This window comes from Streptomyces sp. SID5643, from assembly GCF_009872555.1.
Classification (GTDB): domain Bacteria; phylum Actinomycetota; class Actinomycetes; order Streptomycetales; family Streptomycetaceae; genus Streptomyces; species Streptomyces iakyrus.
Map to the genome: position 1 here is coordinate 1 of NZ_WWIC01000324.1, position 21,961 is coordinate 21,961.

The 21,961-nt window shown below is 70.7% G+C and carries 28 protein-coding genes and 1 pseudogene; 21 read left to right on the top strand and 8 right to left on the bottom strand.

What is annotated here, in order from left to right; translation table 11 throughout:
* Positions 1 to 231: 231 nt before the first annotated feature.
* The 4 genes from GTY56_RS34035 to GTY56_RS34050 all read right to left on the bottom strand — a co-directional run bounded on the left by GTY56_RS34035 (position 232) and on the right by GTY56_RS34050 (position 3,517).
* Positions 232 to 414, bottom strand: a complete 183-nt coding sequence (locus GTY56_RS34035) for a hypothetical protein (RefSeq protein ID WP_161369146.1) — start codon at positions 412 to 414, stop codon at positions 232 to 234.
* Positions 415 to 445: 31 nt separating this feature from the next.
* Entirely contained in the window at positions 446 to 1,468 is a 1,023-nt protein-coding gene (locus GTY56_RS34040) for a S1C family serine protease (protein WP_161369147.1), read from the bottom strand.
* A 110-nt stretch (positions 1,469 to 1,578) separates the two neighbouring features.
* Positions 1,579 to 2,601: a LacI family DNA-binding transcriptional regulator gene (locus tag GTY56_RS34045; protein WP_078625532.1), complete on the bottom strand. Its 1,023-nt coding sequence runs from the start codon at positions 2,599 to 2,601 to the stop codon at positions 1,579 to 1,581.
* A gap of 127 nt (positions 2,602 to 2,728) precedes the next feature.
* Entirely contained in the window at positions 2,729 to 3,517 is a 789-nt protein-coding gene (locus GTY56_RS34050) for a response regulator transcription factor (RefSeq protein ID WP_161369148.1), read from the bottom strand.
* Positions 3,518 to 3,689: 172 nt separating this feature from the next.
* Here GTY56_RS34050 and GTY56_RS34055 point away from each other — a divergent pair.
* The 9 genes and pseudogenes from GTY56_RS34055 (at position 3,690) to GTY56_RS34090 (ending at position 9,196) form a co-directional block, all read left to right on the top strand.
* A pseudogene (locus tag GTY56_RS34055) lies at positions 3,690 to 4,540 on the top strand (alpha/beta hydrolase).
* A 38-nt stretch (positions 4,541 to 4,578) separates the two neighbouring features.
* A complete protein-coding gene (locus tag GTY56_RS34060; RefSeq protein WP_010036212.1) occupies positions 4,579 to 4,833 on the top strand; it encodes a MoaD/ThiS family protein in 255 nt (84 codons plus the stop codon).
* 2 nt (positions 4,834 to 4,835) lie between these two features.
* Positions 4,836 to 5,918, top strand: coding sequence for a hypothetical protein (locus GTY56_RS34065; protein ID WP_161369149.1), 1,083 nt, complete (start codon positions 4,836 to 4,838; stop codon positions 5,916 to 5,918).
* A 142-nt stretch (positions 5,919 to 6,060) separates the two neighbouring features.
* Positions 6,061 to 6,798 carry an LmeA family phospholipid-binding protein gene (locus GTY56_RS34070; RefSeq protein ID WP_161369150.1) on the top strand — a complete coding sequence of 246 codons (738 nt, stop codon included), beginning with the start codon at positions 6,061 to 6,063 and terminating at the stop codon, positions 6,796 to 6,798.
* Positions 6,799 to 7,000: 202 nt separating this feature from the next.
* Positions 7,001 to 7,081 carry a putative leader peptide gene (locus GTY56_RS41680; RefSeq protein WP_350310325.1) on the top strand — a complete coding sequence of 27 codons (81 nt, stop codon included), beginning with the start codon at positions 7,001 to 7,003 and terminating at the stop codon, positions 7,079 to 7,081.
* A 137-nt stretch (positions 7,082 to 7,218) separates the two neighbouring features.
* Complete coding sequence (locus GTY56_RS34075) at positions 7,219 to 8,064, top strand: sulfurtransferase (RefSeq protein ID WP_161369151.1); 846 nt, start codon at positions 7,219 to 7,221, stop codon at positions 8,062 to 8,064.
* A gap of 39 nt (positions 8,065 to 8,103) precedes the next feature.
* Entirely contained in the window at positions 8,104 to 8,391 is a 288-nt protein-coding gene (locus GTY56_RS34080; RefSeq protein ID WP_003991226.1) for a DUF1416 domain-containing protein, read from the top strand.
* A 148-nt stretch (positions 8,392 to 8,539) separates the two neighbouring features.
* Entirely contained in the window at positions 8,540 to 8,800 is a 261-nt protein-coding gene (locus GTY56_RS34085) for a DUF3099 domain-containing protein (RefSeq protein WP_161369152.1), read from the top strand.
* Positions 8,801 to 8,818: 18 nt separating this feature from the next.
* Positions 8,819 to 9,196 (top strand): VOC family protein, encoded by a 378-nt coding sequence (locus tag GTY56_RS34090; RefSeq protein WP_161369153.1) that lies wholly within the window; start codon positions 8,819 to 8,821, stop codon positions 9,194 to 9,196.
* On the opposite strand, the gene GTY56_RS34095 is transcribed toward GTY56_RS34090, so the two are convergent.
* On the bottom strand, positions 9,190 to 9,552 hold the full coding sequence (locus GTY56_RS34095) for a DsrE family protein (protein ID WP_161369154.1): 363 nt from the start codon (positions 9,550 to 9,552) through the stop codon (positions 9,190 to 9,192). The two genes, GTY56_RS34090 and GTY56_RS34095, sit on opposite strands and share 7 nt — an antisense overlap.
* 203 nt (positions 9,553 to 9,755) lie before the next feature.
* Here GTY56_RS34095 and GTY56_RS34100 point away from each other — a divergent pair, with 203 nt between their 5' ends.
* The 6 genes from GTY56_RS34100 to ygfZ all read left to right on the top strand — a co-directional run bounded on the left by GTY56_RS34100 (position 9,756) and on the right by ygfZ (position 14,994).
* Complete coding sequence (locus GTY56_RS34100) at positions 9,756 to 10,331, top strand: heme-binding beta-barrel domain-containing protein (RefSeq protein WP_161369155.1); 576 nt, start codon at positions 9,756 to 9,758, stop codon at positions 10,329 to 10,331.
* Between the two features lie 364 nt (positions 10,332 to 10,695).
* Positions 10,696 to 11,316 (top strand): hypothetical protein, encoded by a 621-nt coding sequence (locus tag GTY56_RS34105; RefSeq protein ID WP_237525161.1) that lies wholly within the window; start codon positions 10,696 to 10,698, stop codon positions 11,314 to 11,316.
* The gene (locus GTY56_RS34110) at positions 11,309 to 12,910 is read left to right on the top strand and encodes an N-6 DNA methylase (protein ID WP_161369157.1); all 1,602 of its coding nucleotides are present in this window, start codon (positions 11,309 to 11,311) and stop codon (positions 12,908 to 12,910) included. The genes GTY56_RS34105 and GTY56_RS34110 overlap by 8 nt, the downstream gene beginning before the upstream one ends.
* Positions 12,907 to 13,560, top strand: coding sequence for a restriction endonuclease subunit S (locus tag GTY56_RS34115; RefSeq protein ID WP_161369158.1), 654 nt, complete (start codon positions 12,907 to 12,909; stop codon positions 13,558 to 13,560). The genes GTY56_RS34110 and GTY56_RS34115 overlap by 4 nt, the downstream gene beginning before the upstream one ends.
* A gap of 21 nt (positions 13,561 to 13,581) precedes the next feature.
* Positions 13,582 to 14,019, top strand: a complete 438-nt coding sequence (locus tag GTY56_RS34120; RefSeq protein WP_030849015.1) for a Fur family transcriptional regulator — start codon at positions 13,582 to 13,584, stop codon at positions 14,017 to 14,019.
* Between the two features lie 9 nt (positions 14,020 to 14,028).
* On the top strand, positions 14,029 to 14,994 hold the full coding sequence (gene ygfZ, locus GTY56_RS34125) for a CAF17-like 4Fe-4S cluster assembly/insertion protein YgfZ (RefSeq protein ID WP_161369159.1): 966 nt from the start codon (positions 14,029 to 14,031) through the stop codon (positions 14,992 to 14,994).
* Between the two features lie 19 nt (positions 14,995 to 15,013).
* Here the strand turns inward: ygfZ and dtd are convergent, their stop codons facing one another.
* Entirely contained in the window at positions 15,014 to 15,439 is a 426-nt protein-coding gene (dtd, locus tag GTY56_RS34130; RefSeq protein WP_003991219.1) for a D-aminoacyl-tRNA deacylase, read from the bottom strand.
* A gap of 211 nt (positions 15,440 to 15,650) precedes the next feature.
* Between dtd and GTY56_RS34135 the strand changes: the two genes are divergently transcribed.
* The 4 genes from GTY56_RS34135 to GTY56_RS34150 all read left to right on the top strand — a co-directional run bounded on the left by GTY56_RS34135 (position 15,651) and on the right by GTY56_RS34150 (position 19,300).
* The gene (locus GTY56_RS34135) at positions 15,651 to 16,283 is read left to right on the top strand and encodes an RsiG family protein (protein WP_161369160.1); all 633 of its coding nucleotides are present in this window, start codon (positions 15,651 to 15,653) and stop codon (positions 16,281 to 16,283) included.
* A 90-nt stretch (positions 16,284 to 16,373) separates the two neighbouring features.
* Positions 16,374 to 17,636, top strand: coding sequence for a GNAT family N-acetyltransferase (locus GTY56_RS34140; RefSeq protein ID WP_161369161.1), 1,263 nt, complete (start codon positions 16,374 to 16,376; stop codon positions 17,634 to 17,636).
* 39 nt (positions 17,637 to 17,675) lie between these two features.
* Entirely contained in the window at positions 17,676 to 18,527 is an 852-nt protein-coding gene (locus GTY56_RS34145; RefSeq protein WP_161369162.1) for a GntR family transcriptional regulator, read from the top strand.
* Positions 18,527 to 19,300: an HAD family hydrolase gene (locus tag GTY56_RS34150; protein ID WP_346345646.1), complete on the top strand. Its 774-nt coding sequence runs from the start codon at positions 18,527 to 18,529 to the stop codon at positions 19,298 to 19,300. Before GTY56_RS34145 ends, GTY56_RS34150 begins: the two co-directional genes overlap by 1 nt.
* A 251-nt stretch (positions 19,301 to 19,551) precedes the next feature.
* Here GTY56_RS34150 and GTY56_RS34155 read toward each other — a convergent pair whose 3' ends face one another.
* Both GTY56_RS34155 and GTY56_RS34160 read right to left on the bottom strand, forming a co-directional pair.
* A complete protein-coding gene (locus GTY56_RS34155; protein ID WP_161369164.1) occupies positions 19,552 to 19,737 on the bottom strand; it encodes a hypothetical protein in 186 nt (61 codons plus the stop codon).
* A 56-nt stretch (positions 19,738 to 19,793) separates the two neighbouring features.
* The gene (locus GTY56_RS34160; RefSeq protein ID WP_237525168.1) at positions 19,794 to 19,988 is read right to left on the bottom strand and encodes a hypothetical protein; all 195 of its coding nucleotides are present in this window, start codon (positions 19,986 to 19,988) and stop codon (positions 19,794 to 19,796) included.
* Positions 19,989 to 20,091: 103 nt separating this feature from the next.
* On the opposite strand from GTY56_RS34160, the gene GTY56_RS34165 reads away from it, so the two are divergent.
* Both GTY56_RS34165 and GTY56_RS34170 read left to right on the top strand, forming a co-directional pair.
* Positions 20,092 to 20,793: an HAD family hydrolase gene (locus GTY56_RS34165; protein ID WP_346345647.1), complete on the top strand. Its 702-nt coding sequence runs from the start codon at positions 20,092 to 20,094 to the stop codon at positions 20,791 to 20,793.
* A gap of 211 nt (positions 20,794 to 21,004) precedes the next feature.
* The gene (locus GTY56_RS34170) at positions 21,005 to 21,931 is read left to right on the top strand and encodes a GntR family transcriptional regulator (protein WP_161369166.1); all 927 of its coding nucleotides are present in this window, start codon (positions 21,005 to 21,007) and stop codon (positions 21,929 to 21,931) included.
* Positions 21,932 to 21,961: the final 30 nt, after the last annotated feature.

Below are 21,961 nucleotides of genomic sequence, written 5' to 3' on the forward strand. Positions count from 1 at the left end.
GGGGGTGCTCTGACGCTCTCAGCGTCGCACGTCGGCGGGCGGGGGCGGGTGGAGCGCCGGCCCGTGGTGGGCGGGGGCGGCCGGGCGCCTGCCCGTGACCGGGGTCCGGACCGCCTGCCGGTGGGCGGGTCCGGCAGACCGCCTCCAGACGGTGAGGGCCCGGGAGGAGCGCCTGCCGGATGACGGTGGCGGGGAAGCGCCTCCCGGTGACGGGCCGTGGCAGGAGATGTCTCAGCCTCGTCCCGCTCGGCGTCGCGCCCTCGCGGGCCGGCTCCTCCGGCGCGTCGTCGAGTCCGTCGCCGCCACCTCCGCCGCCCGGCCCGGCGGCGCGTGCAGGGCGTACGCCACCGCCAGGGCCAGGCCCACCGCCGCCGCGTCCCCGCCGGGCTCCGCATGCACCACCCGCTGGATCATCGCGGTACTCCTCACTGTCAGGTGCTCGGACTCAGTCGGTCGAACCCGCCCGCAGCTTCGCCAGGTCGGCCTTGACGGTGTTGATCGGGATGGCGAAGCCCAGGCCGACGCTGCCCGCGTCGGAGGACGAGGAGGCCTGGCTCGTCGGCGAGTACATCGCGGAGTTGATCCCGATGATGTTGCCGTTCATGTCGATCAGCGCGCCGCCGGAGTTGCCCGGGTTGAGGGACGCGTCGGTCTGGAGCGCCTTGTACGTGGTCGTCTCGGACCCGGTGTCGCCGTTGAACTGGCGCCCGCCGAACTCGAACGGCCACTGGTCACCGCCCTGCCCCTGGCCCTGCCCCCACTGCTGCTGGCCCTGGTCCTGGCCCTCCTCGGTGGGGACGGTGACGTCACGGTCGAGGGCCGAGATGATGCCGCTGGTGACGGTGCCGGACAGCCCCTCGGGGGAGCCGATCGCCACGACCTGGTCGCCGACCTGGAGCCCGGCCGAGTCGCCGAGCGTGGCCGCCTTCAGGCCGGAGGCGTTCTCCAGCCTGATCAGCGCCAGGTCCTTCTTGCTGTCGGTGCCGACGACCTTCGCGGTGTACGACTTGCCGTCGCTGGTGGTCGCCTTGATCTGCGAGGCGCCGGCGACGACGTGGTTGTTGGTGATGATCTCGCCGCCGCTCGTGATGATCACGCCGGAGCCGGTGGACGAGCCGGCGCCCGAGTCGGCGCTGATCTCGACGATGCTCGGGCTGACCGCCTTCGCGACCCCGGCGACCGTGCCCTTCTGGCTGGAGGGCACCACGGTGGTGCTGGTGGAGCTGGAGGCGACGGTGTCGTTGCCGGTCAGTTCCTGGATGCCGTAGGCGGTACCGCCGCCTATCGCCGCCGCGACGATCGCCACGGCGGCGATCAGGGCGAGGGGGCCACGGCCGCGCTTCTTCGGATGCGGAGCATGTGCCGGGGCGTACGCCGGCGGGGGCGGCCACTCGGGGTTCACCGGGGCCTGCTGCTGACCCTCGTGAGGGTTCTCGTACTCGCCACTGCGGTGGAAGCTCTCGGTCATGGAACCGAGCTTGTCGCCCGACCATGAGAGCTTCCTGAGTGCTTGCTGAGAAGCCCGACAGAACCTCGTATGCCCGATATAAAGACGCCCGCCGCCTGAACCGCCGGAGGCTACGCGCAGCCGCAGGAGTGACGCGTCACCAGCCGCGACGGGAACACCTTCAGCCGCTCCCGCCGGGCCCCCGCGACCCGCAGCCCGTCGTCGAGGACGAGGTCGACGGCCGCCCGGGCCATCGCCGGACGGTCGGAGGCGACCGTCGTCAGGGGCGGGTCGGTGAGCGCCGCCTCCTTGATGTCGTCGAAGCCGGCCACCGCCAGCTCGCCCGGGACGTCGATGCGCAGCTCGCGCGCCGCCCGCAGCAGGCCGATCGCCTGGTCGTCGGTGGAGCAGAAGATGGCCGGCGGGCGCTCGGGTCCGGACAGGATCTTCAGGGCGGCCTGATAGGCGTCGTAGCGGTTGTAGAGGGCCTCGAAGAGGCGGCCCTCGGTGGAGATCCCGGCTTCGTCCATCGCCCGGCGCCAGCCCTCGACGTGGTCGGAGACCGGGTCGCCGACCGCGGGCGTCTCGGCTATGCCGCCCATACAGGCGACGTACTCGTAGCCGTGCTCCAGCAGGTGCCGGACGGCGAGCTCGGCGCCGCCCAGGTCGTCCGTGGTGACGGCGACGTCGTCGATGGCCTCGGGGCGTTCGTGCAGCAGCACCACGCGGGCGTCCCAGGCCTCGATCTCGGCGGCGGCCAGGTCGTTGAGCGCGTGGCTGACGAGGATCAGGCCGGAGACCCGCATGCCCAGGAAGGCGCGCAGGTAGTGGACCTCGCGCTCGCCCACGTAGTCCGTGTTGCCGACGAGCACCATCTTCCCGCGCTCGGAGGCGGCCTGCTCGACCGCGTGCGCCATCTCCCCGAAGAAGGGCTGGCGGGCGTCCGGGATGATCAGGCCTATGAGGTCCGTGCGCCGGGACGCCATCGCCTGGGCGACCCGGTCGGGCCGGTACCCCAGCTCCTTGATCGCGGCGAGGACACGCTCGCGCGTGGCCGGGGCGACCGGCCGGGGTCCGTTGTTGATGACATAGCTGACCACGGCAGTGGAAGTCCCTGCCAGCCGCGCCACATCATCCCGAGTCACCTTGGCCACGCGCGGAGTCTACGCGGATATACCGGCCGTGGGCAGGGCGTAAAGGAGGTTCTGTACGATATCCCGACCGCCGTCCCGGGCACCCTGTGCGGGAAGCGATGCCCAGGTCGGCGGCGTAGTACGCCTGTCACGCCTTGGCGCGTACCTCGGTGGCGTCCAGGGCGGCCGACTCGTCCGCCTTGTCCGTCTTTGCCTTGGCCGCCCCGGCCTTCGCCTCCTCGGCGACGCGCTCCATCTTCTCCGGCTTCTCCGGCGTAACGAATCGATAACCGACGTTCCGGACGGTGCCGATCAGCGACTCGTGCTCGGGGCCCAGCTTGGCGCGCAGCCGCCGTACGTGCACGTCGACCGTGCGCGTACCGCCGAAGTAGTCGTAGCCCCAGACCTCCTGGAGCAGCTGGGCGCGGGTGAAGACCCGGCCGGGGTGCTGCGCGAGGTACTTCAGGAGTTCGAACTCCTTGAAGGTGAGGTCGAGGACGCGGCCCTTGAGCTTGGCGGAGTACGTCGCCTCGTCGACCGAGAGGTCGCCGTTGCGGATCTCCATGGGGGAGTCGTCGCTGACGATCTGCTGCCGTCCCATGGCCAGCCGCAGCCGCGCCTCGACCTCCGCCGGGCCGGCGGTGTCGAGCAGGACGTCGTCGATGCCCCAGTCGGCGGTGACGGCGGCGAGACCGCCCTCGGTGACGACGAGGACGAGCGGGCAGCCCGGCCCGGTGGAACGCAGCAGCTGGCAGAGGCTGCGGACCTGCGGCAGATCACGCCGGCCGTCGACGAGGATGACGTCGGCGCCGGGGGTGTCGACGAGGGCCGGGCCCTCCGCGGGGGCCACGCGCACGTTGTGCAGGAGCAGGCCGAGGGCGGGGAGCACCTCCGTCGACGGCTGGAGGGCGTTGGTCAGGAGCAGCAGAGAACTCATACGTCTGGTTCCTCCTCGGTCCCTGCGAGGACGTTTGTTGGCACAGCACCGCTCTGCGATCCCGAAGGCTCCGTACACCTGCGGTTTCCCGCGTCGTATACAACGCTTCCGAAAGCACAAAAGGACCCGGGGGCTACGCTGCCCGAGTCCTCTGCCCAGCAGAATAGCCCACATGAGCTCTGGTCCGGCAGGTCATGTGGCGCGTTCCACCGATCGTCCGCATTCCGAGACGGGTGGTGGGAAGTCCGTGCGGATGTCTTCGCGGGTGTTTCTGCGCACGTCCGACGGGGTTGCGATCGACGCCGTGTACGAGCCGGGAGCGGCTGTGTACGACACCTCCGGGACCCCTTCCGCTCATCCCGTGTTCGTCGTCGCCCACGGGTTCACCGGCGCGGTGGACCGCCCGCACGTACGTCGGATCGCCGCCGCGTTCGCCCGGTACGGGGGCGTGGTCACCTTCTCCTTCCGTGGGCACGGGAGGTCCGGCGGGCACTCCACGGCGGCGACCGGGAGGTGCTCGACCTGACGGCGGCGGTGGCCTGGGCGCGGAGCCACGGGCACGCGCGGGTGGTGACGGTGGGCTTCTCCATGGGCGGCTCGGTGGTGCTCCGGCACGCGGCGCTGCACCCCCGGCAGACCGACGCGGTGGTGTCGGTCAGCTCACCGGCCCGCTGGTACTACCGGGGCACCGCGCCCATGCGGCGGCTGCACTGGCTGGTGACCCGGCCCGAGGGGCGGGTCGTCGGCCGCTACGGGTTCCGTACGCGCATCCACCGCCGGGACTGGAACCCGGTGCCCCTCTCCCCGGTGGAGGCGGTGCGGAGGATCGCCCCGACCCCCCTGCTGATCGTGCACGGCGACGCCGACGGCTACTTCCCCGTCGACCATCCGCGGATGCTGGCCGCGGCCGCCGGTGACCAGGGCGAACTGTGGCTGGAGCCGGGCATGGGGCACGCCGAGCACGCGGCGGGCGACGCGTTGCTCGCCCGGATCGGGGAGTGGGGCGTCGGCCGGGCGGGCTAGCCTGACGGGGTTGACCGCCGAATTCATTGAGGAAGCAGATGCCAAAGGTCACGGTGCGCTACTGGGCCGCCGCCAAGGCCGCGGCCGGGGTGGCCGAGGAGCCGTACGAGGCGGCCACGCTCGCCGAGGCGCTCGACGGGGTGCGCGAGCGGCACCCCGGCGAGCTGGAGCGCGTCCTGCGCCGGTGCTCGTTCCTCGTGGACGGCGACCCCGTGGGCACCCGCGGACATGAGACGGTACGGCTGGCCGACGGCGGCACGGTCGAGGTGCTCCCGCCGTTCGCAGGAGGATGACGATGAACGACCAGCCGAACCGGCCCCACCAGCCGTACGACCCCTACGGACAGCAGCCGCAGGCGCCACAGGCGTGGCCCGGGCAGGGGTACCAGGGGCACCAGGGGTACGAGGACCCGCAGGCCGCTCAGCAGTACACGCAGCAGTGGCAGGGGCAGACCTGGGAGACGCAGAACCACCAGGCGGTGCCGTCCGCGCAGGCGCAGGCGCATGCGGCCGATCCGGAGACGGCGATCCTGACCCCCCAGTCGCCGCCGCGGCGATCCGCGGCCCCGGCCGGAGCCGACTCCCCCGCTCCCGGTTACGGCCCCGCCACCGTCGGCGGGAACACCCGCGTCACCGACGCGCAGCGGGCCCGGGCGGAGGGGCGGTCCCCGGTCATCGAGCCCGGCATCCAGCCGGCCGCGCTGACGGCGCTGCTCGGGCTGCTGCTGGCCGGTGCGGCGGCGGTCGGGACGTACGCGCTGCTCGTGCCGCTGGTGATCCTCCAGGCCGTCACGGCGGCGGGCTGGTTCCGGCTGAACGGCATGTGGCCGGCCCGGCAGGGCATCGCGCTGGGCTTCGCGGGCGCGCTGGCCGCGGACGCGGCACTGCTGGCCTCGGACCGCTCCCCGGCGGCCATCCTCGGCGCGCTCGGCGTGTGGGTGCTGCTCGCGCTGGTCCTTCAGCTGCGGTCGCACGCCGACCCCGACGAGCGGATGTACGGACTGATGGCGACGGTCGCGGCCTCGGCGCTGGCGATCGTGGCCGGCGGGTACCTCGCGGCCGCCGCGGACGCGGTGACGGTGGGCGCGGTGGCCGTGGCGGTGGCCGTAGTGGCCCGTGCGCTGCCGCTGCCGACCCCGGCTTCGGTGGTGGTGTCCCTCCTCGCCGCGGCGGGCGCGGGCATCGCGGCCGGGCAGGTCACGGACCTCGGCACCTCCGGGGCGCTCCTCGGTGCGGGCGCCGCCGCCTGCGCCCTGATCGGCCACCGGGTCGCGAGCTACGACTACCCGTCCCGTTTCGTCCACTTCACGGCGGGCGTGGCCCTGCCGCTGGCCGCTGCCGCCCCGGCGGTGTACGTCCTGGGCAGGGCGCTGGCGTAGCGCCTGCGCCGAAGCTCCCGCCCTGTCACAGATGATCGACAATCCTCCGGTTCCTCTTCCCCGGAGGGTTACTCTCGCGCCAGGGACGGCCACCCGGTCGTCAGGGACCGCCGTCTAACCGACTGGGTGGGGGACACACCGCATGCGCGCACTGCGAATACTGCTGATCTTCGTCGTGATCCTGGGCGGGCTCTTCGTGATCGCCGACCGCGTCGCGGTCAACTTCGCCGAGGACGAGGCCGCCGACCGGCTGAAGACCACCGAGAACCTGTCGGCGACGCCCGACGTGTCGATCAAGGGCTTCCCCTTCCTCACCCAGGTCGCCGGCGGCTCCCTGGACGACATCGAGGTCGGCATCAAGGACTACGAGGCCACGGCGGGCAACGGCGGCCAGAAGATCCGCATCGACGACCTCCAGGCCGACATGAAGGGCGTCGAGTTCTCCGGCGACTACAGCTCCGCCACCGCCTCCACCGCCACCGGCACCGCGACCATCGCCTACGACGAGCTGCTGAAGACGGCGAAGTCGGAGCCCACCCAGGTCGCCCCGGGCGTCACCGCCAACGTCGTCGGCCTCTCCGACGGCGGCAACGGCAAGATCAAGGTCACCGTCGAGGCCACGGTCCTCGGCACCAGGCTCCCGGAGCCGGTCTCCGTGCTCAGCTCGGTGAAGGTGGACGACGGCACCGTGCGCGTGCACGCCGACGGGCTGCCCGAGTTCGGCGGTGTCGACATCGCCGAGGACCGCGTCCGGGCGATCACCGACTTCCAGCAGAAGATCGACGGCCTGCCCGGCGGCATCAAGCTGGACACCGTCCAGGCCGCCCCGGACGGCGTCGAGATCACCGTGAAGGGTTCCGACGTCCGGCTGGCCGGGTAGGGAGGGCGCGAGGCGGCGGACCAGGGGTGTCCGGTGGGCGAGACGGTGACGTCCGCGGCTCAGCTGTGACGGCCGATACATCCGGTCACGGTCCGTGCCCCGAGGCCTCTCGCAGCCCTCTGGTCCCACATCGCGGATCATCTCGTCTCAGTATGCGACACACCGGTGACATGCCCGCCTGACCGTCCCTACGATCGACGCTATGAAGCGACAGGCGGACCTCACGAAGCGGCGGGCAGTAGACCTGTGCCGCGTCGCCGCCATGCTCTGTCGCACCTTCTGAGCGATCGCGTCGGCAGTCGCGCCGGCGCGCGCATTCCCGCAGCCCCGTTTCACGGGCACCCGTGCGCCGCCCTGTCTCAAGGGCGCGCCCTTGAGACCTCGCACGCCCCGCCGTAACTGCCCCGGAGGAGAAGAAGCATGAGCCGCAGCGACGTCCTGGTCGACGCCGATTGGCTCCAGGAGCACCTGGACGACCCGACCATCGCCATCGTCGAGGTGGACGAGGACACGTCCGCCTACGAGAAGAACCACATCCGCAACGCCATCCGGATCGACTGGACCCAGGACCTCCAGGACCCGGTCCGCCGTGACTTCGTCGACCAGGAGGGCTTCGAGAAGCTCCTGTCCGACAAGGGCATCGGCAACGACCACACCGTGGTCCTCTACGGCGGCAACAACAACTGGTTCGCCTCGTACGCCTACTGGTACTTCAAGCTGTACGGCCACGAGAGCGTCAAGCTCCTCGACGGCGGCCGCAAGAAGTGGGAGCTCGACGCCCGCGAGCTGGTCCCCGGCGACGAGGTGCCCGAGCGTCCGAAGACGGACTACAAGGCCAAGGCCCAGGACACGTCCATCCGCGCTTTCCGCGACGACGTCGTGGCCGCCATCGGTTCGCAGAACCTCGTCGACGTGCGTTCGCCCGACGAGTTCTCCGGCAAGCTGCTCGCCCCGGCGCACCTGCCGCAGGAGCAGTCCCAGCGCCCCGGCCACGTGCCGAGCGCCCGCAACATCCCGTGGTCCAAGAACGCCAACGACGACGGCACCTTCAAGTCGGACGACGAGCTCAAGGAGCTCTACGCCGAGGAGAGCGTCGACCTGGCCAAGGACACCATCGCCTACTGCCGCATCGGTGAGCGCTCCGCGCTGACCTGGTTCGTGCTGCACGAGCTCCTCGGTGTGGAGAACGTCAAGAACTACGACGGCTCCTGGACCGAGTACGGCTCCCTCGTGGGCGTGCCGATCGAGCTCGGCGCCAACAAGTAACCAACCCCCACCGACCTTTCCAGACTTCAGGAGTACGACATGTGCGGTGCGAAGGCCGGCGGCCCCGACGCCTCGACGATCAAGCCCGGTGAGACCACCATCCAGGGTCAGGTGACCAAGGACGGCGAGCCCGTGGTGGGCTACGTCCGTCTGCTGGACTCGACCGGCGAGTTCACGGCCGAGGTGCCGACCTCGGCGACCGGACAGTTCCGCTTCTACGCGGCCGAGGGCACCTGGACCGTCCGTGCCCTCGTGCCCGGCGCCACCGCCGACCGCACGGTCGTCGCCCAGCAGGGCGGCCTGGCGGAGGTCGCGATCGCCGTCTGACGGCGACCGGATTCCGAAGGGCCGCACCCCCCGGGTTGGACGCCTGGGGTGCGGCCCTTCGGCCTGCCCGGACCCAGGGGGTTTCTGACGGATCTCCGCGGCGTCGCGACGCCGCGGAGATCCGTCAGAAACCCCCTACGCTGGACACATGTACGCACGGCGGCGTCACACGTACTTCGCGATGATGGGCCTCTGCATCGGCCTCTTCGTGCTGGCCTGGGGTGTCGTGCGGCTGTGGTCGATCCCCGTGGCCGTGGGTATGTGCGTGGTGGCCATGGTCATCCCGCCCGTCGCGGCCATGGTCGCCAACCGGCGCGGGCCGGAGGACCGGTGGTGGGACGACCCTTCCGGGGATCCCCAGTCCGACGAGTGGTGGGACGAGCTGGACGGCAAGAAGCGCCGGCAGTGAACCGGCCGGGGGAGGACCATGCGCTTGGCGGCGGCGACTCTGGACGGGCCGGACGCCCGTGAGCTGGCGGACTTCTACCTGCGGCTGCTGCCGGGCTGGCGGGTGTGGCGGGGGGAGGAAGGGCGGGACTGGGTGCACATCAGGCCGCCCGACGGCGGTACGGGACTGTCCTTCCAGACCGAGCCCGCCTACCGGCCGCCCACCTGGCCGAGCGCGGCGGGCCGGCAGCAGATGATGATCCACCTCGACATCGAGGTCGACGACCTGGAGCGGGAGACCGCGCGAGCCGTCGCGGAGGGCGCGCGGCTCGCGGAGTTCCAGCCGCAGGACGACGTCCGGGTGCTCCTGGACCCGGCGGGCCACCCGTTCTGCCTCTACACGGAACCGCCTCAGTAGACGAGCGCCTGCGTCCCGTCCGCCATCGCCTCCTGGACGAAGACCTGCGCGCCCGCGATCCGGACACCCTTGATGACGTCCTGCTCCGTGATCTCGCGGCGGGCCGCGCACTGCGTGCACAGGGTGACGCGGCCGCCCGCGAGGAGGGAGTCCAGCAGGTCGGGCAGGGGAGCCGCGTGCGGCAGCTCGAACTCGGCGGCGCGGCCGGGCAGGGCGAACCAGGCGGACTCGCCGGTCAGCCACAGGGAGACGTCGACGCCGCTGGCCACGGCCACCGCCGCCACCGTGAACGCCTGAGAGCACCGCTCGGGGGCGTCGGCCCCCGCCGTCACCTTGATCACCAGCTTCTTCGCCATAGCCGGAATCGTAGTGCCGGAAGGGCCCGCGTAAGCTGGGCTCGGCCCTGTGCACCCATTCGCACCCCGCTCAAGGAGCACCCCGTGGAGATCTTCTTCGAAATCCTGTTGGTCCTGGTCGCCGTCGGCGTCCTCGCCTTCGCCGGACTGACCGTGAAGAAGCTGTACCAGGGCCAGCGCTGACCCACGTCTAGGAAGTTCCCATGATCGAGATCCCGTCCGACCTCCACAAGGACCTCGTCCCGCTCGCCTTCCTGCTCGGCGACTGGGCCGGCGCCGGCGTGCACGACTTCCCCGGCTCCGAGAAGTGCAACTTCGGGCAGGAGGTCTCCTTCACCCACGACGGCCGGGACTTCCTGGAGTACCGGTCCCACAGCTGGGTGCTGGACAAGGACGGCAACAAGGTCCGTCCCCTGGAGTCCGAGCACGGCTTCTGGCGCATCGACGCCGCCCGCAAGGTCGAGGTCACGATGACCCGCGACGACGGCGTCATCGAGATCTGGTACGGCGAGCTGGCCGACAAGAAGCCGCAGATCGACCTCGTGACCGACGCGGTGGCCCGTACGGCCGCCTCCCAGCCCTACACCGGCGGCAAGCGTCTGTACGGCTACGTCAAGAGCGATCTGATGTGGGTCGGCGAGAAGCAGACCCCCGAGGTCGAGCTGCGCCCGTACATGTCCGCCCACCTCAAGAAGGTCGTCACCCCGGAGGAGGTCGAGCGCTGGGCCAAGGCCCTGCCCGACGACATGCCGGACGACGGGATCGCTTTCTTCAAGTAGAGCAGACGGGCAGCATCGCACCAGGGCCTCGCGGACCGATCGCGGGGCCCTGTTTCGCACCTTGAAGGGGGTTAACAGTTTCAGCCGCACTGCAATGCGCTTGCATTCGAGGTCTACTGCCGGATATCGTTGACCTCAACGCACGGAACCCCGACCGCACTTGGACTGCGGTCGGGGTTCCGACAAGCTGTGCTCTGGGTGGCATGCAAGCAGAGGCGTCCCAGAACGTTCGCCATCCACATTAGCACAGCACGCCATTTCGTGAGGAGACAACGACCCGGGCATCCGTATGCCCAGAAACTAGGGGGAAACGGTGACCGGAAGCATGCCCGAGTGGGCCGAGAAATTCTTTTCAGCGCCCCGCATGAAGCCTTACCTTCGCGCGTCGGGAGGGGACCCCGATGCGGCGTTGCGGCTGTACGGGTGGAACGTCGAGGCGTCGGAAGCCCTGTACACCCCGCTCCACTACGTGGAGCTGGCCGTTCGCAATGCCCTGCACGAGAGTCTTGTGCGTACGTACGGCCGGACGGACTGGTGGGGTACGGCACCGCTCGATGCGAAGGGGAGGAACCTCGTCGAAAAGGCGCGTGCCAAGTGCGAGGCGAACGAGGAGCGGCGAGCGACGGAGCAGCAGCGTCCGAAGCGGGCGGTCACCGTGGACGACGTCGTCACGGAACTCAACTTCGGCTTCTGGGCGACCCTGCTGGTGAAGCGCTACGACCGCGCCTTCTGGCGGACCAGTCTGCACGAGGCGTTCGCGTACTACTCGGGTCCGCGAGCACCGCTGTCCGCCGACCTGTGGGCATTGGTCCGCCTGCGCAACCGCGTCATGCACCATGAGCCCATCCACGCGGAGGACCTCGATGCCGCGCATGCCAGGATTTACCGGGTGCTGGGGGCGCTCAGTCCGGACCTGGCCAAGGTGGTCCGCGCGGCGGACCGCTTCCGGTCCGTGCTCGACGGCAAGGAGGATGCTCTTGAGTGACTTCGGGGACGCACTGGTTTCGCGCTCCGACATCGCCAGGATGGCCGGAGTGCGTCGCCCAGCCGTCACCAACTGGGAACGACGCCATCCGGACTTTCCCGAGCCTGTCGCGCCGTCCGCCGGGAGCGACGAGCCCGAGGCGTTCCGGGCGGATCGGGTGCTGGAGTGGCTGTCCGGCCGTACGGTCCCGGCCAACGCGCTGAGACCGGGCGAGCCGACCGGAACGACGTACGGCGACCGCTTCCGCTCCGCCTGGCACGGAAGCGGGTCGGGGAATCTGCTGACGGCGGTCGAGCAACTGTCCCGGCGCGATGCGGATCGGCTACGCGGACGGCTTCGCATCTCCGACTATCTGGACCTCTTGCTGACTCTGGTCTTCGCCCGGAGCCAGGACCAGGAACAGTGGTCTCGCTACGTCGACGACCCGGAAACCATCCTGCAGACCCTGCGGATGCCGGAGGGTGGGGAGGTGCCGCTGGCTGAGGTCGTCCGATTCCTGGACGACACCCCGCAACCGACACCCGCTGAGGGTCGGCAGGCCTTCGACCGTCTCCTCGAACTCTTCTCCTCCGCGGACGCGAGGGCGGCAGAAGAGTTCTTCACCCCGCGGTCGGTGAGTCGCGTCATGGGGCGGGTTCTGGCCGCACAGGGCCCCGCCAAGAGGCTGCATGATCCTTTCTGCCGTACCGGCGAGCTGCTGACCGCCTACCTGGACGCGGCGACCGAGCACGGTGCCGCGATGCCCGAGCAAGTCGTTGGCCGCGCCCCTCGGGAGGAGTTCCTGCGGATCGCCCAGATGAACCTCGCGATCCACGGAGCGCGACATTCTCTGATTCTCCCGGGACGCCACTCTCCCGCGCGATCTCACGGTCTCGGTGACGCACCGGGCTCCTTCGACGCGGTGATCACCAATCCGCCGTTCGGCAGTGTGGGGCCCTGGCCCGATACCTCGCCCGCATACTGGCGCTACGGTGCGTCCCGCTCCAGAGAATTCGACTGGCTCCAGTACGTCGTCTCGTGCCTCGCACCCGGCGGTCGAGCCGCCGTTCTGATGCCTGCCGGGGCAGGCTTCCGCGGTAGCGCTGAGCGGGAGACCAGGGCTCGCCTGGTCGAAGACGGCGTCGTCGAGTGTGTGATGTCCCTGCCGCCACAGCTCTTCGAGCTGACGTCGGTCCAGACGCACATCTGGCTTCTGCGCTCGCCACGGATGGGAGGGGAGGAGGTTCTCTTCGTGGACGGATCGGGACTCGGCAGCATGGCCACCCGAACGCGCCGGGAGCTGTCGGACGCGGAGATCGACAGCCTGGTGCGGTCCTACGCGTCTTGGCGCCAGACCAGGAACGGCGAGGGGAGACAAGCCGGCCTGCCGAGGTTGAGCCGACCCGTGTCCCGCAAGGAGATCGCCGCCCACGACCACCGGCTGGAACCGGCTCTGTACGTGCGGGAGCATCTGCCCTCGGCAGGCGCGTTCGATGATCCGGCAGCAGCGCGGGCCCGGCTGGTCGAGTTGTCCGCGCAGCTGAGGAGACTGCATGCCGCGGCGGGCAACGTCGACAATCTGGCCGAGGAACAGCTGAGGAGGTACGGCCTGTGAGTGGTGCAATCGACGGTCCAGGGCCGCTGCCTGCGGGTTGGCAGCGCCTCGCGCTGAAGGAGCTCTGTCTGTTCCAGGCGGGTCCCGCCGTCAAGAACGAAGAACGCACTACGGCCGACGCGGGCGTACCACTCGTGCTGCCTCGAGATGTCGTCCAGCAGAGGATCACCCCGACCGAGAACGTCGGGGTGCTCCCGGAGAAAGCGCACAGCCTGCAGAAGTACCTCTTGGCCGAGGGAGACGTGTTGGTCATCCGGACCGGCACTGTGGGGCGGTGCGCGCTGGTGACCGGGACGCATGCCGGATGGCTCTACCACGCGAACCTCTTCCGACTCCGGCTCGGCACACCGGACCCGTCCCTGGCCGCGTATCTGGCCGGGTACCTGAGCGCGGGGTTCGCGCAACGCTGGATGGACAAGAGGTCGGCCAGCGCGGTGATCCCGTCACTGAGTATCCGCGAGCTGGGCGAACTGCCCGTCTTCGTCCCTCCATCCGCTGAACGTGAGGCCATCGGAGCAACCCTCGCGGCCCTCGACGAGAAGGTCCGAGTGCACTCGGAGATCGCCCGGGCGGCAGGCGAATACCGCGGCACTCTTGCCGATCTCCTCATGACCGGTGCGCTTTCGGCGGAGCGCGACAGCTCCGGATGACGCCGTCCTACACTGGGCGTCGTGGTGAGCACCGACTGGAAGAGCGATCTGCGGCAGCGCGGCTACCGGCTGACCCCGCAGCGGCAACTCGTGCTCGAAGCCGTGGACACCCTGGAGCACGCGACCCCCGACGACATCCTCGTGGAAGTGAGGAAGACGGCGTCGGGGGTCAACATTTCCACGGTCTACCGGACGCTGGAGCTCCTGGAGGAGCTCGGTCTGGTCAGTCACGCGCATCTGGGGCACGGGGCGCCGACGTACCACCTCGCGGACCGGCACCACCACATCCACCTGGTCTGCCGTGACTGCCAGAACGTGATCGAGGCGGACGTCTCCGTGGCCGCCGAGTTCACGGCCAAGCTGCGCGAGACCTTCGGCTTCGACACCGACCTGAAGCACTTCGCGATCTTCGGCCGGTGCGAGGACTGCACGCTCAAGGCTTCAACTACCGAGTCGTAGGCTAGGCATATGAAGAGCCCCCTGCTGACCCTGCCCGGCGCCGTCCCCGCCGAGGGCGTGGACGAAGGCGTCGCCGCCCACTACGGCGACCTGTTCCGTGAGCAGCGTGCCCTCGCCGACGGCACCGGATTCGTGGACCTCTCGCACCGGGGGGTCGTCGCCGTCACCGGCGAGGACCGGCTGGCCTGGCTGCACCTGCTGCTCACCCAGCACGTCAGCGACCTCCCGGCGGGCCGGGCCACCGAGGCCCTGATCCTCTCCGCCAACGGCCACATCGAGCACGCGCTGTACCTCGTCGACGACGGCGGGACGGTCTGGGCCCACGTGGAGCCGGGCAGCCAGGGGGCGCTGATCGCCTACCTGGAGTCGATGAAGTTCTTCTACAAGGTCGAGGTCGCCGACCGCACGGCGGACACCGCGGTCGTGCACCTCCCGGCCGGCTCCATCGCCGAGGTTCCCGAGGGCGTCGTCGTACGGGAGACGCCGCACGGGCGGGACCTGTTCCTGCCGCGCACCGACCTGGAGGCCTACGCCGCGCAGGCCGGGCCGCCCGCCGGGATCCTCGCCCACGAGGCGCTGCGCGTGGAGCAGCACCGGCCCCGGCTCGGCTTCGAGACCGACCACCGCACCATCCCGCACGAGCTGGGCTGGATCGGCTCGGCGGTGCACCTGCAGAAGGGCTGCTACCGGGGGCAGGAGACGGTCGCCCGGGTGCAGAACCTGGGCAAGCCGCCGCGCCGCCTGGTCTTCCTGCACCTGGACGGCAGCGAGGTCCACCTGCCCGTGGCCGGGACGGAGCTCCGGCTCGCGGACGACGGCCCCGACGGCCGGAAGATCGGCTTCATCACGACCTCCGCGCGCCACCACGAGCTCGGGCCGGTCGCCCTCGCCCTGGTGAAGCGCAACGTGGCCGTGGACGCCCCGCTGGTGGCCGGGGACACCGCCGCCGCCCAGGAAGTCGTCGTCGCGCCGTAGGACTTGTAGATCTTTCGGGTCAGATTTCGATCTGCACGGTGAACGGGCCGTCGTTCGTCAGCGATACCCTCATCGCCGCTCCGAAACGGCCCGTGGCCACCGTCGCGCCCAGGGAGCGCAGCTGGGCGACCACCTCGTCGACCAGCGGCTCGGCGACGTCCCCGGGGGCGGCGGCGTTCCAGGTGGGGCGGCGGCCCTTGCGGGCGTCGCCGTAGAGGGTGAACTGGCTGATCACCAGGAGCGGGGCGTCGACGTCGCTGCACGACTTCTCGTCGTGCAGCATGCGGATCGACCACAGCTTGCGGGCCAGCTGGGCCGCCTTCTCCTTGGTGTCCTCATGCGTGACGCCGACGAGGACGCACAGCCCCTCGCCCTCGATCGCCCCCACAGTCTCGCCGTCCACGACGACGCTCGCGCCGTCCACCCTCTGCACCACTGCTCGCATACGTCCATCATGCAGGGCGGTGACATCCGCGCCGCGGGCGGTCGGCGCATGGCCCGAAAGGGTGGTTTGCGCGGGCGCCAACAGCCCCTGCACGGACGTATTTTGCTGCTATACCGCCCATCTGGGGTCTATCGGGGGCACTCGTTCCCATAGCGGCCACTTGGGGTGGCACGATGCTTGCACACACCGGTCGAGGGGACGGTTGAGGCACATGAGCACATCAAGCACCGGACAGCAGCAGGCGGCTTTCCGGTCGACGTACACGGGGATCGGCGCGTCGGAGTACCACCGGCCGCCCACACAGCGCACGGACAGCCCGCGGCTGCCCTCGGACACCTCCGAGCCGGAGCTGCCCGCGCTGAGCCTGCCCGCGCTGCGCACGCTGCGCCGCGAGGCCCAGCGCGACGAGGCCGACCTCAGCTATCTGCGGCGGCTGCTCCAGGGACGGATCGACATCCTGCGTGCCGAGGTCGCCCGGCGCACGCCGGCGGGCGTGGCCTCCGTGGCCGAGCCCGACGAGGGCTCGGTGGTGGAGCGGCTGGCGGAGATCCTGCGGGACGGCCCGTCCCGGCACCGCTCCTCGGCCCGCCACGTGACCCTGGGCACCCCGCAGGGCGAGGAGTACCGGCGGCTGGCCGCGGAGATGCTCGCCGAGGTCGAGCTGTCCGACCTGGACGCGCGCACGGTCCAGGAGCTGAACACGGCGATGGGACGGCTCGAACGCCACGAGCAGCAGGTCTCCCGCCGCCGCCGGCGGCTCCAGCGCACGGCCGACGAGTGCAGCGCGGAGATCGCGCGCCGGTACCGCGAGGGGGAGGCGCAGGTCGACGACCTGCTGGTGTGAGCCGTCCCGGGACGGGCCCCGGGGGCGGAGGGAGGGCCGGCGGTCGGTTATTCACGCGACACCGACCGGCCCTCCGCCTAGCGTGAGTTCATGACCTCCGCGTCCCGTGCCGACGACATCGACGTACGCCCGATCAGCGCGTCCGAGTTCACCGACTGGCTGCGTGCCGTGAACACCGGCTTCCTGCGGGTGCCCGCGCTCACGGAGGAGGAGATCGAGGGCCGGCGCGCGAAGTTCGTCGAGGGCCGCTACCTCGGAGCCTTCGACCACGGCAGGTGTGTGGCGACCTTCCGGTCGTTCGACCAGGAACTCACGGCCGTGGGCGGGGCGAGTGTCCCGGCGGACGCGATCTCGGGCGTCACCGTCACCGCCACCCACCGCCGCTGTGGGCTGCTCAGCCGGATGATGGCGCGGGACCTGGCCGCGGCGAAGGAGCGCGGGGACGTCGTCGCGACGCTGATCGCCGCCGAGTACCCGATCTACGGCCGCTACGGCTTCGGGCCGGCGACCTGGATGGCGGAGTGGACGGTCGACGTGCCGCGCGCCGGCCTCGACGCCCGCTGGGCGGGCCCGGCGGACGGCGGGCGGATCGACCTGGTGGAGGGCGAGGAGGTCCGCAAGCTCGGCCCCGACCTGCACGCGCGGCTGTGCCGCGGCCGGCCCGGCGCCATCGACCGCGACGAGCTGTGGTGGAAGTGGAACACCGGCGCCGTACGCGTCGACCCGTCCTGGAAGGACCCCTTCTACGCCGTGTACCGCTCGGCGTCCGGCGAGGTCGAGGGCCTGGCCGCCTACGACGTGGACGACAGCTGGGGTGACGCCAAACAGCCGTTGAACACGGCGAGCGTGCGGTGGCTGATCGGGGTGACTCCGGCCGCGGAACGCGCGCTGTGGGAGTACCTGTGCTCCATCGACTGGGTCGTGAAGGTGAAGAGCGGCTGGCGGGCGCCCGACGATCTGCTCCCGCACTTCCTGCCCGACCCGCGGGCGGCCCGGATCACCACGATGGCGGACTGGCTGTGGGTCCGGATCCTGGACGTCGTACGGGCACTGGAGGCGCGGACGTACGAGGGGCACGGGGCGCTGGTGCTGGAGATCGCCGGAGTGGACGGGCTGACCGGCGGGCGCTACCGGCTGGAGGCCTCACCCGAGGGGGCGTCCTGCACGCCGACCACCGAGAGCGCGGAAATCGCGCTGGGACTGGGCGAGTTGGGCGCGCTGTGGCTCGGGGACGAGTCGGCGGTGCGGCTGGCGGCGCTGGGGCGGGTACGCGAAGAACGAGCGGGCGCCGCCCGGAAGGCCGACGCCCTGCTGCGTACGTCCAGGCGGCCTTGGTGCCCGGACATGTTCTGAGCCGGCCTCCGCCGGGAAGACCCTGAGGAGGGGGTGGCAGTGGGCGGCAGCAGAAGGTCATCGCCCCAGGAGATCGTTGACATCCTGCGGGAACGCATCCGTGCCGGTGAGCTCAGACCCGGGGACCGCCTGCCCACCCAGGCCCGGCTCGCCGAGGAGTTCGGAGTGGAGCGCGAAGCCGTCCGCCAAGCGCTGCGCGTCCTCCACAGCGACGGCCTCCTCGCCGACGTCAGCAGGGGCAGCCCGCCACGGATCGCTGTCCCCGCCCCGGCCGGGGGCGAGCCCCAGCCGACGATGGTGGGCCTGGCGCCGCGCCTGACGCAGGCGTTCTCGGCCCCGCGTGTCCGCGTCGACGTCGTCTGCCACACCGCCGAGACGCTGATGGTCGCCATCGGCGAGCCGCTGCGTCTGATCCACGAGGGCCGCATCCACCCGGAGACCATCGACGTCCGCATCCTGGTCCCCTCCCGGGACATCGAGCTGGCCTTCCCCGTCCCGGTCGAGGCCCACGGCGACGACAATCCGGTCCACCAGCGCTGGCTGTCCATGCGCAACGCCCAGGGGCAGGTCCTCCAGCACAACCTGCGCGCCCTGCGCTCGACGCACGGCATCGACGTGCGCGTCACGTTCCGGGCGCTGCCCTTCACCCCGCCGGTGAAGCTGTACCTCCTGAACGAGGAGGAGGCCCTGATCGGCTACTACATGCTGACCAGGCGGGCGGAGGAGTGGGGCAGCCGGACCCTGGACATGTACGACGTCCTCGGCTCCCAGTCCCTGCTCTTCTCCTTCGCGCAGCGTACCGGCGGGCGGGACGCGGCGTTCGTGGAGGAATCCCGAAGGTGGTTCGACGCCCTCTGGGAAACCATCACGACGGACCTGACACTCTCCTAGTGACTTCTGATACGACGCAGGACCGACCGGCGGCAGCGGAGACCGGACCACTCCCGGACCTGATCGCCCCCGCACGTGTCGTGCTCTGGGGATTCGACGGACCGATCTGCAGCCTGTTCGGCCGGCACCCGGCGGAACGGCTGGCCACCGACCTGGTGGGGTGGCTGGAGCGGCGGGGCCTGCGCGGCCTGCTGACGGAGGCCGAACGGGATGGCTTGTGTCCGCGGGCCGTCCTGCGTGCGGTCGGCCGCCGCCATCCGGGCGGCGATGTCGTGGCGGAGCTGGACGAGCGCCTCGCCGCGGAGGAAGTGAGGGCCGCCGCCTCGGCGATGCCCACCGCGTACGCGGATCCGCTGATCCGGACCTGGACGGCGGTGGGCGTCCGCATGGCGGTCGTGACCGACAACTCCCCACGCGCTGTCCTGGCCTACCTGACGAGCCGTGGCGTGCTGCCCTGTTTCGGCCCCCACATCTACGGCCGCACCCCGGATCACGGCCTCCTGAAGCTCCACCCGCACGGGATCCACCGGGCCTTGGGCGCGATGGGCGCCGCTCCCTCCGAGGCCCTGGTGATCGGCGGGGCGCCCTCGGACTGCGCGGCGGCCGCGGAGACCGGAGTCCCGTTCCTCGGCTACGCGCGCGGTGAACGCGGGGCGGCGTCCCTGAGGGCCGCCGGAGCCGACGTCGTGGTCCGTTCGCTGGAACCCCTCCTGGGCGTCATCCGCCGGGGCCCGGCCCCGGGACAGGCACCGGCCCGGCGCGCGGGCGCCTGAAGCGTGGCCCCGCGGCTCCCGAGAAGAACGAGCGGGCGCCGCCCGTAGGCCGGCGCCCCGCTGCGAACGTCCGGGCGGCCTCGGTACCCGGACCTGTTCCGCGGTGCTCCTCTCTGCCGGCGGAAGGCCTGCTCATCCGTAGCGAACTGTTCGGTTGTTTTTCCTTGTGACGGCTGTCCGGGCTCCCGGCTCCCCTCCGGAAGGGAGCCCGGACAGCCGAACCCGGGCCCGGGCGGTGGCGCCCGGGCGGCTCAGCCCGACTGGGTGAGCAGCATGACGAGGATCACGGCCCCGAAGCCGCTGATCACGGCGCTCCTGGCCTTGACTCCCACGGTCAGGGCGACGAAGGCGATGACCCCCATGGGGCCGAACCTCCACTGGATGGTCTGTTCCAGGCCGAGAACCAGTGCGGCGGCGACGACTGCGACGAGTGGCATGCGGTGTGTCCTTCCGAGGGGCGACGGAGCGGGCCCCGTCGGTGAGCGGTGTCCGGTCACAGCGCCGGCCTCGTGACGAGCGCGGCCAGGACTATGGCGGCGACGGCGCTGCACGTGGCGTTGCGCCTCCAGATACCGACCAGGAGCAGCACAAGGGCCATGAGTCCTGTGGCGCCGTATCTCCACTGGGCGAGTGCGTGGAGCGCCACGGCGGGGGTGGAGCGGAGCAACTCGATCAGGGTCGCGAGCACGGTCTGCCTCCTTCGGCGGGGGAAGAGGAACGATCTCCCTTCGGTGGGGAGTTGTGCGCCTCGTCGGCACCGGTGGCCGGCCGACGTGACGCAGACTGACTCGGTGACATCGCGCAGTGAGAATCTCCAGGCACTGATCACCCGCCCCCGGTACGTGCTCTTCGATTTCGACGGGCCGATCTGCCGCTTCTTCGCGGGACACGCCGCGGACCGGGTGGCCGTCGAACTCGTCGACTGGCTCGACGAACGGGGGATGCAGCATCCGCTGACCGATGAGGAGCGGCGGTCGACGGACCCGTGGGACGTCCTGCGGGCGGTCGATCGCCGGCACCATGGCAAGGACCTGGTGGTGGAGCTGGAGGAGCGGCTGACCCAGGAGGAACTGCGGGCCGCTTCGTCCGCCGCTCCCACCGCCCACGCCGATCTGCTGGTGCGCAGGCTGGCGGAGAGGGGCGTGCGTCTGGCGGTGACCACGAACAACTCCCCCGACGCGGCACGCAAGTACCTGGCGGACCACGGACTGGAGGCCTGCTTCGGTCCCCATGTGTACGGCCGCACCCACGACGTGAGCCGTCTCAAACCGCATCCGGACTGTGTGTTGCGCGCCCTGACGGCACTCGACGCGGACCCGGCGGACGCGCTGATGGTCGGTGACTCCCCCTCGGACCTCGTCGCCGCGCAGCGGGCCGGCGTCGCCTTCCTCGGATACGTGCGCAACGACCGGAAGGAACAGCAGCTGCGGGACGCCGGGGCCGAGCACCTCGTGTCCTCTCTGGAGGACGTCCTGCGCGCCCTGGACGGCTGAGCTGCCCCGGACGGCTGCCGTCGTCCGGGCCCTCGCCCCTTGCATCGCCACGATTCCCACCCCCAACCCTTGCCACTTACCGTCCAATTGGACCGGTTCTCCCTGAGGAGGTACTGCCCAACTGGGCTGATCCCTTAACCATCAAGCCAAATGGGCTGGTTGTTGGGCTGCAAGTGGACCGGTTTTGGGTTGGAAGGAGTACGATCGCGGGGTGAGCGAGGAGCGGGAGCAGGGGCCCGGACAGGAGCCCGAGCAGGAGCGCGAGCCCGAGCAGGAGCGGAGCGACGACCAGGGCGGTGTCGCCTATCAGCGGGTCCTGAGTGAACTGCACAGGCGCATAGCCGACAAGACGTACGCGATCCACACGCGCCTGCCCGCGCAGCGTGCCCTGGAGAAAGAGTTCCAGGTGTCCCGCGACACCGTGCAGAGGGCGCTGAAGACGCTGACCCACGAAGGCTGGATCGAGTCGAAGCGGGGCAGCGGGACCACAGTCATCAAGGAGCCGAAGCTCATCCCGTCCGAAGGCGGCGGTGTGTCGCTGGAGGACCTCATGAACAAGGTCTTCCAGCGGCCCGAGATCACGCTGGACGTCTTCACCCTGACGTCCGAGTCCCTGGCCATCCAGCTCACCACGCAGGCCGATCGGATTCGGCGCGGCCTGTCCCAGCGCCCGGAGCGGATCGCGCTGCGCATGCTGTTGCCCGCCGAGGACTTGAAGGAGAGGGCCTATCCGGCGGCGGTGAACGAGGGCGACCGGGAGGCGGTCGTGGAGCGGCTGCTGGACACCACGCACCGCAACACGGCCTTCATCCATGACAAGCTGCACGACCTGAGGGCCGAGGGGCTGGTGTCCTCCGTCGAGCTGGAAGTCCGTCAGGTGCGGTTCGAGGCCACCCAGAAGCTCTATCTCTTCAACCGTGTGGAGATGCTCTCCGCTCCCTACGTCCCGGTGAAACGCAAGGTCCACCTGCGCAAAGGCAACAGGGACGTGCTGACGATCGACGCGCTGGGTGTCGGAGCCACGCTCACCCATGTGGTCAAGGACGACAGGCCCGACTCGCAGGCATCCGTGACCGTGGACAGCTGGCAGACCTGGTTCGACGAGACGTGGGAGCTGCTCGCCTTCGACCCGAAGTGACACGGCGTCGCGACGGTCGCCCGAACACCG

Bases quoted from the DNA above. Each gene is read 5' to 3' on its own strand.
- GTY56_RS34035 (WP_161369146.1), bottom strand. From the start codon at position 414: ATGATCCAGCGGGTGGTGCATGCGGAGCCCGGCGGGGACGCGGCGGCG.
- GTY56_RS34040 (WP_161369147.1), bottom strand. From the start codon at position 1,468: ATGACCGAGAGCTTCCACCGCAGTGGCGAGTACGAGAACCCTCACGAG.
- GTY56_RS34050 (WP_161369148.1), bottom strand. From the start codon at position 3,517: ATGAGTTCTCTGCTGCTCCTGACCAACGCCCTCCAGCCGTCGACGGAG.
- GTY56_RS34060 (WP_010036212.1), top strand. From the start codon at position 4,579: ATGCCAAAGGTCACGGTGCGCTACTGGGCCGCCGCCAAGGCCGCGGCC.
- GTY56_RS34065 (WP_161369149.1), top strand. From the start codon at position 4,836: ATGAACGACCAGCCGAACCGGCCCCACCAGCCGTACGACCCCTACGGA.
- GTY56_RS34070 (WP_161369150.1), top strand. From the start codon at position 6,061: ATGCGCGCACTGCGAATACTGCTGATCTTCGTCGTGATCCTGGGCGGG.
- GTY56_RS41680 (WP_350310325.1), top strand. From the start codon at position 7,001: ATGAAGCGACAGGCGGACCTCACGAAGCGGCGGGCAGTAGACCTGTGC.
- GTY56_RS34075 (WP_161369151.1), top strand. From the start codon at position 7,219: ATGAGCCGCAGCGACGTCCTGGTCGACGCCGATTGGCTCCAGGAGCAC.
- GTY56_RS34080 (WP_003991226.1), top strand. From the start codon at position 8,104: ATGTGCGGTGCGAAGGCCGGCGGCCCCGACGCCTCGACGATCAAGCCC.
- GTY56_RS34085 (WP_161369152.1), top strand. From the start codon at position 8,540: ATGTACGCACGGCGGCGTCACACGTACTTCGCGATGATGGGCCTCTGC.
- GTY56_RS34090 (WP_161369153.1), top strand. From the start codon at position 8,819: ATGCGCTTGGCGGCGGCGACTCTGGACGGGCCGGACGCCCGTGAGCTG.
- GTY56_RS34095 (WP_161369154.1), bottom strand. From the start codon at position 9,552: ATGGCGAAGAAGCTGGTGATCAAGGTGACGGCGGGGGCCGACGCCCCC.
- GTY56_RS34100 (WP_161369155.1), top strand. From the start codon at position 9,756: ATGATCGAGATCCCGTCCGACCTCCACAAGGACCTCGTCCCGCTCGCC.
- GTY56_RS34105 (WP_237525161.1), top strand. From the start codon at position 10,696: ATGAAGCCTTACCTTCGCGCGTCGGGAGGGGACCCCGATGCGGCGTTG.
- ygfZ (WP_161369159.1), top strand. From the start codon at position 14,029: ATGAAGAGCCCCCTGCTGACCCTGCCCGGCGCCGTCCCCGCCGAGGGC.
- dtd (WP_003991219.1), bottom strand. From the start codon at position 15,439: ATGCGAGCAGTGGTGCAGAGGGTGGACGGCGCGAGCGTCGTCGTGGAC.
- GTY56_RS34135 (WP_161369160.1), top strand. From the start codon at position 15,651: ATGAGCACATCAAGCACCGGACAGCAGCAGGCGGCTTTCCGGTCGACG.
- GTY56_RS34140 (WP_161369161.1), top strand. From the start codon at position 16,374: ATGACCTCCGCGTCCCGTGCCGACGACATCGACGTACGCCCGATCAGC.
- GTY56_RS34155 (WP_161369164.1), bottom strand. From the start codon at position 19,737: ATGCCACTCGTCGCAGTCGTCGCCGCCGCACTGGTTCTCGGCCTGGAA.